The sequence below is a fragment of the Vibrio sp. B1FIG11 genome, assembly GCF_905175335.1.
Lineage (GTDB): Bacteria > Pseudomonadota > Gammaproteobacteria > Enterobacterales > Vibrionaceae > Vibrio > Vibrio campbellii.
This window is the reverse complement of the sequence record NZ_HG992751.1, coordinates 2832294-2844692: the sequence shown is the minus strand read 5'-3', so window position 1 is coordinate 2844692 and position 12399 is coordinate 2832294. Positions and strand designations below refer to the sequence as shown.

9 protein-coding genes and 1 pseudogene are annotated in these 12399 nt (G+C 46.5%); 8 read left to right on the top strand and 2 right to left on the bottom strand.

Translation table 11 applies throughout. The features are described from left to right. Positions 1–6: 6 nt before the first annotated feature. On the bottom strand, positions 7–747 hold the full coding sequence (locus KHO06_RS13105) for a 4'-phosphopantetheinyl transferase superfamily protein (RefSeq protein ID WP_212581726.1): 741 nt from the start codon (positions 745–747) through the stop codon (positions 7–9). A gap of 118 nt (positions 748–865) precedes the next feature. On the opposite strand from KHO06_RS13105, the gene KHO06_RS13100 reads away from it, so the two are divergent. Then, a complete protein-coding gene (locus tag KHO06_RS13100) occupies positions 866–2827 on the top strand; it encodes a TonB-dependent receptor (RefSeq protein WP_212581725.1) in 1962 nt (653 codons plus the stop codon). A gap of 92 nt (positions 2828–2919) precedes the next feature. On the opposite strand, the gene KHO06_RS13095 is transcribed toward KHO06_RS13100, so the two are convergent. Then, positions 2920–4245 (bottom strand): hemolysin family protein, encoded by a 1326-nt coding sequence (locus KHO06_RS13095; protein ID WP_212581724.1) that lies wholly within the window; start codon positions 4243–4245, stop codon positions 2920–2922. A 182-nt stretch (positions 4246–4427) separates the two neighbouring features. Between KHO06_RS13095 and KHO06_RS13090 the strand changes: the two genes are divergently transcribed. From KHO06_RS13090 to KHO06_RS13060, 7 genes and pseudogenes are all read left to right on the top strand, one after another. After that, positions 4428–5663, top strand: a complete 1236-nt coding sequence (locus KHO06_RS13090) for a DEAD/DEAH box helicase (RefSeq protein ID WP_005430868.1) — start codon at positions 4428–4430, stop codon at positions 5661–5663. A gap of 390 nt (positions 5664–6053) precedes the next feature. Further along, positions 6054–6716 carry a TrkA family potassium uptake protein gene (locus KHO06_RS13085; protein ID WP_005437626.1) on the top strand — a complete coding sequence of 221 codons (663 nt, stop codon included), beginning with the start codon at positions 6054–6056 and terminating at the stop codon, positions 6714–6716. Then, entirely contained in the window at positions 6713–8080 is a 1368-nt protein-coding gene (locus tag KHO06_RS13080) for a TrkH family potassium uptake protein (RefSeq protein WP_212581723.1), read from the top strand. The genes KHO06_RS13085 and KHO06_RS13080 overlap by 4 nt, the downstream gene beginning before the upstream one ends. Before the next feature lie 248 nt (positions 8081–8328). Continuing rightward, the gene (locus tag KHO06_RS13075; RefSeq protein ID WP_212581722.1) at positions 8329–8454 is read left to right on the top strand and encodes a GlyGly-CTERM sorting domain-containing protein; all 126 of its coding nucleotides are present in this window, start codon (positions 8329–8331) and stop codon (positions 8452–8454) included. Between the two features lie 168 nt (positions 8455–8622). Further along, positions 8623–9439, top strand: a pseudogene (locus tag KHO06_RS26820) (sugar transporter). Between the two features lie 170 nt (positions 9440–9609). Continuing rightward, the gene (locus KHO06_RS13065) at positions 9610–11079 is read left to right on the top strand and encodes a protein adenylyltransferase SelO (protein WP_212581721.1); all 1470 of its coding nucleotides are present in this window, start codon (positions 9610–9612) and stop codon (positions 11077–11079) included. 215 nt (positions 11080–11294) lie between these two features. Then, entirely contained in the window at positions 11295–12290 is a 996-nt protein-coding gene (locus KHO06_RS13060; RefSeq protein WP_005430879.1) for a TRAP transporter substrate-binding protein, read from the top strand. Positions 12291–12399 lie beyond the last annotated feature (109 nt).

Below are 12399 nucleotides of genomic sequence, written 5' to 3'. Positions count from 1 at the left end.
AATTCATTAGGAAAAGTAGCACAGCGAGAATACGTATTGCTGGTCAAAGCAGTAGTGTCCATGAAATGAGAGATTTGGCAATTTTGCTTTCAATGCGTCTTGGTTGCGGCCAATCAACGCAAAGCTAAATTGCCCTGAATGTTTGTTCTTGGGCTCTAACGTAATCTGTGCATCGAGAAAATCGAAGTACACCTTAACGAAGGGAAAGCAGCACTTAAAAATGCTTTCCTTGATACTGAATATCAGCGTATCAGGCAGATCGTTACTACGGTTGAGTAGTGCTTGTTCATCGCGAGTGTAGATGGAAGAGAAAAGGTGCTCGGCAAGCGCGGTATTGCTTTCAATATCGATTCCTAGGCTTGCGACTTCGTTTTTTTGGGCACACGCGGCAAGGCAAATGCCATCAGTATGGCTGATGCTGCCACTGATATCACTTGGAAAAAGGGGCTCTCTAAAGTGACCTGTCAGGATCGGCATCTCCGTCAGATTAGGTTTGGATAAATCCAAATTTTGCATGGCAGACCGCGCCGCGTGGCGCCCAGCTCTGAACTCGCGTTGGCGCTTCTCTACTGCCTTTTGAATGTGTTTTTCTTCTTCGGGAAGGCCCGCTTGAGAGTACATCTCCGGTGTGGCTTGCACGATGTAAACCTTTGGACTGGCACCTTCTAGGTGAAGATGAAAAGGGGCGAGGGGACTATCTGGCGCTTCGTTTTTCAATTGTGTCACTTTCAATAAGTTGCCGTTCAAAAATAAAACCTAGTTCAAACCTTAAGGTTGAATACGAATGTTAATGAATTCTATTTATACATTATTCCTTAGGGTTTTCGAGTCTAAATGATTGATAAAATAGATATAAGGAAATGCAGTGAAAACTTCAGTGAAAAAGCCCATGTTTATGCCTTCTGTTTTAACGGGGGCGCTTTTGACAGCGTTCAGTGGTTCTGCGCTTGCGAACGATCAAGACGAAGTGGTGGAAATGGAGCGCATGGTGGTAACCGCGTCGCTTACTCAGCACTCTGAGTTAACCGCGCCAGCTTCCGTTTCGGTGATCACCGCCGATGACATTGCGAAGATGCCAGTAAAAGACATCTCGGAAGCGATTCGCAGTGCGACAGGTGTTAGCGTACTGAGCAGCACCGCTTACGGTCGTAATAACATTCGTATTCGTGGTCTAGATTCCAAACACACTTTGGTGTTAATCAATGGGCGTCGCATCAACTCTCAGGATGCGTTGATCCGTGGTAACGACTTTGACCTATCGAGCATTCCTCTGAGCGCGATCCAACGCATTGAAGTGGTTCGTGGCCCAGTATCCTCTTTGTATGGTTCTGAAGCCATGGGTGGTGTGGTTAACGTCATTTTGAAGGCGCCAACAGAAGAACTATCGGGCTCGGTGGGCTTGCAGTACGAGAGCATTCTTGAAGGCGATGGTGGTGACGGCTTGAAAGGGCACGCGTACGCGAGCGGCAGTCTTTCAGACAATGTTGAAGGCAGTATTATTGTTGAAAGCTCGGTTCGTGACCCATGGCGTACCGATACAAACCCAGACTTCGATGCGTTAGAAGAAAAAGACACAACGAACGTCTTTGGTGAGCTTGCTTGGCAACTGACAGAAGAGCAACGTTTGATCGCGGATGTGATTTACACCAACGATGAGCGCGAAGCCGATTGGGTTCACCCTCGCTCAGGTTCACAGACGAACACTCAAGATTCCACGCGTTGGAATTACGGCCTGACCCACGAAGGCGCTTGGGATACGGTAGATTCGCAAGTGCGTCTGTACGGCGAAAACATGCAACTGGATGACGCGAGTACGGCGTATACCAATGGTGCAGCGGACGTTGAACTACAAAACAACACACTTGATTTTAAACTTTCTGGTTTGTGGCGCGATTCGCACGAATGGGTGTTCGGCGGTGAGTACCGCACATCGGAGCTGAAAAATAGCCGTGATGTTCCGTCAGGTGATATCGACAACTATCAAGGAGCGGTCTTTGTTCAAGGCGAGTTTGACCTCAATAAATTGGCGGTGACTTTAGGTGGTCGTCAAGATTTTCATGAAGTGTATGGCAGCCACTTTAGCCCTCGTGCTTACGCGGTTTACAGCTTTACGGATGAGTTTGTTTTGAAAGGTGGCTTTGGTGGTGGTTTCCGTGCTCCGGGTATGATGGAAAGCAGCGACCAAGTTCGCGTGATCAGTTGTGGTAACCGTTGTTGGCTAACCGGTAATGAAGATCTAAAACCGGAAGAATCAGAAAGCTACGAAGCTGGCCTAGCGTATGAGACAACAGCGATGGGTGTTGGTCTGATGTACTACCACACCGACTTGAAGAACAAGATTGAGCGAGACCTAACTAAGCCAGTAGGTTCGGTGGGTCAAACGCCTATTTTCACGTATCAGAACATCGGCAAAGCGGAGACCAAAGGTTTTGAACTAGAGGGTTGGTATGACATTACCGATAGCATCAACCTAAAAGGTAACTACACCTACACGGACGCGAAAGACAAGAGCAGTGGTGATAAGCTAACTAAAACACCTGAGCATTTGGCAAACCTAGATGTCAATTGGGAAGTCTTCGATTCATTCACCACCTTTGCCCGCGTGAACTACATTGGTAAACAAGTCATCACTAACCAAAGACGTGAAAACAAAACGGTCGATGGCTATACGCTTGTTGGCTTGGGTGTGGGTTACGATTTCCAACAATTTAATCTAAAAGCGGGTTTGAACAACATCTTTGACGTCGAGTTGGATGATGAAGATGATTACTACGGTTATTCTGAGAAAGGCCGCAGTGCGTACGTAAGCGCAACGTACCTGTTCTAATTAGGCTGCTGGCCTTGTTGAACTACTGGTTTTATTGAAACCTAAAATAGCCTCTACGCAGAGGCTATTTTTCATTTCTATCTCATGAATGTTTAACATTCAGCCTCAAGTTCTTTGATGGTTTCTGTGACTTTAACCTGAACGATACGATTACTCTTCACATGCAGTATCTCGAATCGCCAACGCTGATAGTCAACAGTTTCACCTTGAGTCGGTACTCGCCCGATTAACCAAGTCAAAAAGCCATTTAAGGTTTGAAAACCCTCACTCTCTTCACCCTCAATGGCATTGAGTTCAAGTTTGTATTTCAGCTCGTTAAGCGGAATTAGAGCATCCATCAGCCAACTGCCGTCTTTCTGTTTTTTCGCCCAAATATGCTGTGGCGCCATGCCCAGCTCTCCCGCTATGGATTTGAGTAAATCATGGTGAGTTACCAAGCCTTGCACATCGCCATATTCGTCGACGATAAAGACCATTTCGGTACTGGTTTGTTGCATATAGTTGAGCAGTGGTAAGCCTTTCATCGATTCTGACACAAAGCGTGAACGTTTGAGCAACTTAGCCAAGCGAGAAATCGACAGCTCGTTGTATTCATCCAGCAAGACTTTGGAAGAAATCGTACCGATGATGTTGTCCAGTCCGCCTTTACACACTGGCCAAACGGAATGCTGCGTTTGACGCAAGTTTCTGAGCGTTTCTTCAAGGGGTAAATCGAGGTCGAGATAATGCATATCGCAGCGAGGCGTCATTAGCGAAAGTGCAAGGCGATCGTTGAGGTGCAGCAAATTACGGATCATCAGTTGTTCTTGCGGTTCAATCGCACCGCTTTCCGAGCCTTCACTCACCACGGCAAAAATGTCTTCTTCTGTGACCACCTCACCATTGTTATTTTGGCGCAGCAACTTGAGTAGTGCGTCAGTAGAGGTCGTCAGCAGCATGACAAATGGTGTGGTCAGTTTTGCTAACCAATGAATAGGATAAGCGACGATAACCGCAATACGCTCGGCATTGTTTTGCGCAAAACGTTTTGGGACCAATTCGCCTATCACAATGGCGAAGTAGGTGATGACGACAACGACAATGGCGGTAGCGAGTACGGTGGCGACTTCGCGCTCGATACCTTGTGTGACGAGCCAGTGTTCAAACGGAACCGAGAGTGTGGCTTCACCAAAGATACCACTGAGGATACCGATCACTGTGATACCGATTTGGATGGTAGAGAGGAACTGTGTGGGATTGTTTTTTAGTTGTAAGGCGAGGCGGGCTGCAGCGTTGTGTTCGGCAAATTTTTTCAGTCGTCCGCTTTTAGCGGTGACCAAGGCAATCTCAGACATGGCAAACACACCATTGAGCGCGATTAATCCAATCAGTAATAAAATGTCCATGGAGTTTTCCAGTGATGCACACCTTTTCAGCATAGCTAGCTTTATCTAGCAGAAACGTGAAGTGGTGAATAAATCATCACACTGTAACAATCAAATGTGCAATGAAAAGGATAGAATTTGTTTGTTGAGCCAGCCAACTTGCTGGTGTGAATGATTCTGTTACTTAAGACGGATTCTGATACACTACGCGCCCATTTCTTCGTTGAGACGTTTCTATGCCATTTTCTAAGCTTGGTTTAAGCGCTCCTATCACAGATGCTGTGAAGGCGCTGGGTTATGAAAAACCGACTTCTATCCAACAAAAAGCCATTCCTATTGTTCTGCGTGGTCGCAACCTGATTGCCGCAGCACAAACAGGTACGGGTAAAACCGCCAGCTTTGTATTGCCAATCTTAGAAAAATTGAGCCAAGGTGAAACGCAACGTAAAAAGCGTGCACGTGCGATCATCCTAACGCCAACGCGCGAGCTTGCACTTCAAGTACACCAAAGCATCGAAGCTTACGGTAAGAACTTACCGTTGCGTTCAATGGCGATGTTCGGCGGTGTAGATTACGCACCGCAAAAACAAGCGCTGATTGACGGCGTTGATATTGTGGTGAGTACGCCAGGACGTTTGATTGACCTTTACGGCCAACGTGCCATTCACTTTGATGAAGTGGAAATGCTGGTGCTGGATGAAGCCGATAAAATGTTGGATATGGGCTTCATCGATTCGATCGATAAGATCGTCGATTGCATGCCAGAAGACATTCAAAGCTTGCTGTTCTCTGCAACGCTATCAAACCCAGTGCGTGATTTGGCGAAGAACGCGATTGTCGATCCTGAAGAAATCTCGATTGCGAAGCACAGCGCATCAAAATCAAACATCAAGCAGTGGATCACCACGGTTGATAAAGACATGAAGTCGTCATTATTGAGCCACATGCTAAACGAGAACGACTGGTCACAAGTATTGGTATTCATTGAAACCAAACACGGTGCAGCTAAGCTAGTGACTCAGTTAGAGAAGCGCGGCATCGTGGCCGAAGCGTTCCACAGTGGTCGCAACCAACGCGTTCGCCAAGAGCTGATTGAACAGTTCAAAGCGGGTGAAATTCAATATCTGGTTGCAACGGGTGTTGCGGCGCGTGGTATCGATATCGACAACTTGCCAGTGGTGATCAACTACGATTTGCCATACCCGGCAGACGAATACGTGCACCGCATTGGTCGTACTGGTCGTGCTGGCGCGCAGGGTGAAGCGATTTCATTGGTATCGAAAGACGATTTCAAAAACCTATGCATGATTGAAAGCCGTCTTGGCCATTTATTAGAGCGTGTAGAAATTGAAGGTTTTGCACCAAGAAAGCCTGTTCCAATTTCAATTCTAAACTACGTGCCAAAGAACAAGCGAAAACCGCAAGATCAGCGTCCTCGTCGTGACAATGGCGACAAGCGCGATTCTAAATAATCTGCACGTTTGTTTTTGTATCAAACCTGTCTTCATAGAGATAAAGCCACATTTCGATGTGGCTTTTTTGTTTTTGATTTCAGTCTATTACTTTTGATTTCTCGTTGGTGCATGCTTTCCATGGCAGACGAATTGGTGTTTGCTGGCTAAAAGCAGCGGTTTTGAATGGACGATGAATATGACCCCGTACTAAGTGTGAACTTGGTGGCTATTCTTTTGATTTACTTGCGAATAATTAGGAAAACTCAATCATTGTGTCTTACGCTTAACAGACATTGAGTGCGAAAGTCTGAGTTAGGGTTTTGTCAATTTTTTGTCGTCTTGTTTGCAGATGGTGAGGAATAGGCGCAGACTTTCGCGCCTGCTATTCAACGCATAAATGAGGCACGAATGAAAACGGGTGATAAGCAATTTGCGGTAATTGGTCTGGGTCGTTTTGGCTTGGCTGTTTGTAAAGAACTGCAGGATTCCGGCTCACAGGTTTTGGCGGTAGACGTTAATGAGGACCGTGTGAAAGAAGCGGCAGGATTTGTTAGCCAAGCCATCGTGGCAAACTGTACTCAAGAAGATACGGTAGCTGAACTCAAACTCGACGACTATGACATGGTTATGATTGCCATTGGTGCTGATGTGAATGCCAGCATTCTTGCGACGCTGATTGCGAAAGAGGCGGGCGTGAAATCGGTTTGGGTCAAAGCGAACGATCGCTTCCAAGCACGCGTGCTGCAAAAAATTGGTGCAGACCACATCATCATGCCTGAGCGTGATATGGGGATTCGTGTTGCGCGTAAGATGCTTGATAAACGCGTACTTGAGTTCCACCCACTTGGCAGCGGCTTAGCGATGACTGAGTTTGTCATTGGCTCGCGCTGGATGGGTAAAACCTTGGGTGACCTTGCGCTGTGTAAAGTGGAAGGCGTACAAGTGCTGGGCTTTAAACGAGGCCCTGAGATCACCAAAGCGCCTGATCTGAATTCCACATTAGAAATCGGCGACCTCATTATTGTCGTTGGTCCTCAAGATAAACTTGCGAGCAAGTTGAAATCACTATGAAGCAATTTCATCAGAGAGGCGTTTTTTACGTCCCAGATGGCAAACGAGATAAAGCGAAAGGTGGCGAACCGCGCATTATATTGCTGAGCTTTCTCGGTGTGTTATTGCCTTCTGCTGTACTGCTCACGCTACCAGTGTTCTCTGTTACCGGTTTGTCACTGACCGATGCGTTATTTACCGTAACCTCGGCCATCAGTGTGACCGGCCTAGGTGTGGTGGATACGGGTGAGCACTTCACATTGGCAGGTAAAATTCTGCTGATGTTTTTAATGCAAGTTGGTGGGCTAGGGCAAATGACCCTCTCTGCTGTCCTGCTTTACATGTTTGGGGTTCGTTTGAGCCTTCGACAACAAGCGTTAGCCAAAGATGCCTTGGGTCAAGATCGCCAAGTAAATCTGCGTAAGCTAGTGAAGAAAATCGTTATCTTCGCACTGATTGCTGAGACGATTGGTTTTGTTTTCCTTTCGTTTCGCTGGGTGCCAGAAATGGGCTGGCAAACGGGCATGTTCTATGCGCTGTTCCATTCTATCTCGGCCTTCAACAACGCGGGTTTTGCGCTCTTCTCCGATAGCATGATGAGCTTTGTGAATGACCCAGTGGTTATTTTTACACTAGCGGGTTTGTTTATCTTCGGCGGTTTGGGCTTTACGGTCATTGGTGATTTATGGCTGCATTGGCGCAGAGGTTTCCACTTCTTGCATCTGCATACCAAAATTATGCTCATTGCCACGCCAGTGCTACTTGCTGTCGGTACTGTAATGTTCTGGTTATTAGAAAGGCATAACCCAAACACCATGGAATCTTTACCTGTGGCAGGGCAGTGGCTAGCGGCGTTCTTCCAATCAGCCAGTGCGCGAACAGCGGGTTTTAACAGTGTCGATTTGGCTCAGTTTACCCAGCCTGCTTTGTTGGTAATGATTGTGTTGATGCTGATTGGTGCGGGTTCTACCTCAACGGGTGGTGGTATTAAGGTATCGACCTTTGCTGTGGCATTTATGGCGACATGGGCATTCTTACGCCAGAAGAAACATGTGGTGATCTTCAAGCGCACAGTAAACTGGCAAACGGTGACGAAATCGCTGGCCATCATTGTGGTCAGTGGCGCTATCTTAACGACCGCAATGTTCTTATTGATGATCACGGAGAAAGCGGCCTTCGATAAGGTGATGTTCGAGACCATTTCTGCATTTGCAACGGTTGGCCTTACCGCTGGTTTAACGGCTGAATTGTCGGAGCCGGGTAAGTACATCATGATTGTGGTGATGATAATCGGACGTATCGGACCTTTGACGTTGGCGTATATGCTCGCGCGTCCTGAGCCAACTCTGATCAAGTACCCAGAAGACAATGTCTTGACTGGTTAATAACAGGTTAATCATCAAAAAACGATTACGCGAGAGTGTGGTTTAACCGCCTCTCGCGTTTTTTATAAATTCATCAAATAAATGAGAATAATTTCTATTTATTTGTGGCGATAGTATTTCAATATTGATTGAAATCTGTAGTATTCGATAGTTCTATTATGTGCAACTTGTTGTTTTATTTGCGTATGAAATGCGTTATATGCGCATTGAACTCATGGAGCCGTAGTTTGGAGTAAGGTAAGAGCATCATGATTGATGTGTTATCGAATTACTCTGACTTCCACAATGACTTCGGTAGCTCAGGCGGCGGAGGCAGTGTTTCTTACTGGGTGTTAATGCTGTTAGCACTGTTGGGCTGGCGTCGTCGCGCTTAATCGATATCTCAAAGCCACTCCTTCGAGTGGCTTTGTTCTTATTTCTTGTTCCAACGATAAACTCATCAATCTTTTTAGTATGAGATGAGTTTCACTTTTATTTTTACGCGCTGTCTATTTTTGAGGCGTAGTCTATGGCTAGATACTTATAAAAGTAAGGATATTTTTATGTCTGACAATTCGTTTTCTGTTGCGGCTATTTGCCGAGAAGCAATCGTCATGGTCAGGGCAAATTTGCTCGCGATTGTCATTGCTTGTATTCCTTTGATTGTGGTGCACACTATCTTTATCACCCAATACCAAGAAGCCTTGGCCCAAGGCTCGCAAGAGCCCGATTTTTCTAACTTTGGCCCCGGTTTTTTTATTACGACATTCCTTTTGTACCCGCTAGTTGCAGCGATGGCGGCGGTTCGTATTCACCGTATTTACCTTGCTCGTGAATACATGCGTTCCGCTCTTGATGTGATGCGTCTATCCATGCGCGAGCTGCGCTTTATTGGCTGGTGGATTTTGTTTGGCTTAGCAATGGGGCTGATCATCGCACTACCCATCTTCTTAGTGACTTTTTTTTGTCGTCTTTGAAGGCGGAGATATTAGTCATCTGGCATTAGAGGCCATCACTTTGGTTCTGAGTATTCCAGGATACTGGGTCCTTTCTCGTTGGTCATTGGTTTTACCTGCTACTGCCTTGGACCGAGAGCCACGCAGTTTGGGCAATGCTTGGCGACAAAGTCGTCCGTTCAATAAGCAAGTGTTTATCTTGATGGGCTTGATTCCTTTATTGGTGGGAACGGCTAGCCAATTGGTCTTCGCTGAGTTTTCTCACTTGTTGGCACTGATCGTATCTGGAGTGATCTTCGGTATTTTTGGTGCTTTCCAAATCGCACTTTTATCTTTGAGCTACCGTAAGATTGTGGATATCGAGCGTGCTCAGTTTAAGGGCGCACAGGATCTTCAACAGAGTAACGACGAGTTCCCGGCTTAACCTCGCTTATTCGCCCCGCTGTACTTTCCTTGTGGCGGGGCATCTCAGTTCTTGATTCCCTTCCACTCTCATTTTCCAGCCCTAGCAAATACCCATGCACAATTCGTGGCTGAAGGCGAACGCATACACGGCGTATACTCTTTACAGGAAACCATATTTAAGGAATCACAATGTCCAACTGGGAAGGGGTGAATTTCACCCATCGATTCAGTGAATTGCCGTCAGCATTTTTCACCTACGTTACCCCGCAGCTCTTAGACAATACCCGCTGGGTGGTATGGAATGGTGAGTTTGCTCAGCAGTTTGGTTTCCCAGCCACCGAAAACGATGAGCTATTGAATGTGTTTTCTGGGCAAGTGGATTTTGCGCCATTTGCTCCTCTAGCTATGAAGTATGCGGGCCATCAGTTTGGTGTTTACAATCCAGACTTGGGCGACGGTCGTGGTTTGCTGCTGGCAGAAATGCAACATCAAGATGGCACTTGGTTCGACATTCACCTCAAAGGGGCCGGCCTTACACCTTATTCTCGAATGGGCGATGGCCGAGCAGTATTACGTTCTACGATCCGCGAATATCTGTGTAGTGAGGCCATGGCAGGGCTTGGCATTCCCACTACCAGAGCGCTGGGTATGATGGATAGCGATACGCCCGTCTATCGCGAGAAGACGGAATATGGCGCACTATTGATTCGTGTTGCAGAAACCCACATCCGTTTTGGTCACTTCGAGCACTTCTTCTACACCAACCAATTAGCTGAGCAAAAGCTGCTGGCAGACAAAGTGATTGAATGGCATTTCCCTGAGTGCTTAGAAACCGAGAAGCCATACGCAGCCATGTTCGAGTCTATTGTGGAGAAAACCGCAGAGATGATTGCTTACTGGCAGGCTTACGGCTTTGCCCATGGTGTGATGAATACCGACAACATGTCGATTCTAGGGCAAACCTTTGATTACGGGCCGTTTGGTTTCCTTGATGACTACGATCCTAATTACATCTGCAACCACTCTGACTACCAAGGCCGTTACGCTTTTGAACAGCAACCGCGTATTGCACTGTGGAATCTCTCTGCTTTGGCGCATTCCTTGTCGCCTCTTGTACAAAGAGAAGATCTTGAGGCTGCACTAGGGAAGTTTGAAGTGCGTCTGAGTCAAAAATTCAGTGAGTTGATGCGTGCCAAACTTGGTCTTCATACCAAGGTGGACGAAGACGGCCGCTTGTTCGAAGCAATGTTTGAGTTGTTGAATCAAAACAAAGCTGACTACACTCGCTTCTTTCGTGAATTGTCTAACCTTGACGTTAAATCGCCTCAAGCTGTGATTGATTTGTTTATTGATCGAGAAGCGGCAAGTGCATGGGTAGACTTATATCTCGCTCGCTGTGAATTAGAAGTGGACGAGCACGGTGAGCGTGTCACCGTTCAGCTACGTTGTGAGCGTATGCGCCAAGTGAATCCAAAGTACATCTTACGCAACTACCTCGCTCAACTTGCCATCGATAAGGCAGAGGAGGGGGACTTTAGTGAAGTAAACCGACTGGCTGAGCTATTAAAGCGTCCTTATGATGAACAGCCCGAGTTTGATGAGTATGCCAAGTTGCCGCCCGAGTGGGGTAAGAAAATGGAAATCAGCTGTTCATCGTAAATGTGTCATTTCCCACCCATTGAGCTTGTGCTCGTGGGTGGATTTAACCCCTTATCCTCACCAATAATTTTTCATTTTTATTTAAGTTACTGAATAGTAATAAGTAATCGGCTTGGTCTGTAATTTGCTCTTTGTTGAACATCCGTACCCATCACCCTCTACCCATTTAGGTACTCATGGAAAGGATGGGATGTGATTCAACAAGGAGAATAATAATGTTTAAGCCTCTAACTCTATTGTCTGTTTCTGCTCTTGCTATCACTAGCTTTAACGCTGCCGCAAACTGTGACCCTGGTGAAACCGTGATTAAGTTCAGCCATGTAACCAATACAGACAAACACCCAAAAGGCATTGCTGCTTCATTACTGGAAAAGCGCGTCAATGAAGAGATGAACGGCAAAGTCTGTATGCAGGTTTTCCCAAACTCGACGTTGTACGATGACAATAAAGTATTGGAAGCGCTGCTTAATGGTGACGTTCAACTCGCGGCTCCTTCTCTTTCAAAGTTTGAGAAATTCACCAAGAAGTACCGCATTTTTGACCTGCCATTCCTATTTGAAGACGTTGCAGCCGTTGACCGTTTCCAAAACTCGGAATCAGGTGAAAAGCTGAAAAACGCAATGAAACGACGTGGTCTACAGGGCTTGGCTTTCTGGCATAACGGCATGAAGCAGATGTCTGCCAACAAGCCGTTGATGGTGCCAAGCGATGCTGAAGGCTTAAAGTTCCGTGTACAAGCTTCAGACGTACTCGTGGCTCAGTTCGAACAGCTTGGTGCAAACCCACAAAAGATGTCTTTCAAAGAAGTGTACGGCGGCCTTCAAACTAAGGTTATCGATGGCCAAGAAAATACGTGGTCGAACATTTACGGTAAGAAGTTCTTCGAAGTACAAGATGGCATTACTGAAACCAACCACGGCATTCTGGACTACTTGGTTGTGACATCGAACGATTTCTGGAAAAACCTACCAGCCGATCAGCGTGAACAGCTCAATACCATCATTCAAGAAGTGACGGCTCAGCGTAATGCGGAGTCGACAGAAGTGAACCTCGCTAACAAGAACAACATCATTGAAGCGGGTGGTGTGGTGCGCACTCTAACGCCGGAGCAGCGTCAAGAGTGGGTAACTGCATTGCAACCTGTGTGGAAGAAGTTTGAGAAAGACATTGGTTCAGATCTTATTAGTGCGGCACTTGCATCCAACCAATAATCAACACGCCCAAGCTCTTTGGGTAAATAAGTAAAAATACAAAGCACTACGATTGGCCCTCGTTTACTCATTCATGGGGAAGAGGGCCCTTTTCTCCCAATAATGACGT

Excerpts from the sequence above, each read along its gene's own strand:
- KHO06_RS13095 (WP_212581724.1), bottom strand. The coding sequence starts at position 4,245 with ATGCTGAAAAGGTGTGCATCACTGGAAAACTCCATGGACATTTTATTA.
- KHO06_RS13090 (WP_005430868.1), top strand. The coding sequence starts at position 4,428 with ATGCCATTTTCTAAGCTTGGTTTAAGCGCTCCTATCACAGATGCTGTG.
- KHO06_RS13085 (WP_005437626.1), top strand. The coding sequence starts at position 6,054 with ATGAAAACGGGTGATAAGCAATTTGCGGTAATTGGTCTGGGTCGTTTT.
- KHO06_RS13080 (WP_212581723.1), top strand. The coding sequence starts at position 6,713 with ATGAAGCAATTTCATCAGAGAGGCGTTTTTTACGTCCCAGATGGCAAA.
- KHO06_RS13075 (WP_212581722.1), top strand. The coding sequence starts at position 8,329 with ATGATTGATGTGTTATCGAATTACTCTGACTTCCACAATGACTTCGGT.
- KHO06_RS13065 (WP_212581721.1), top strand. The coding sequence starts at position 9,610 with ATGTCCAACTGGGAAGGGGTGAATTTCACCCATCGATTCAGTGAATTG.
- KHO06_RS13060 (WP_005430879.1), top strand. The coding sequence starts at position 11,295 with ATGTTTAAGCCTCTAACTCTATTGTCTGTTTCTGCTCTTGCTATCACT.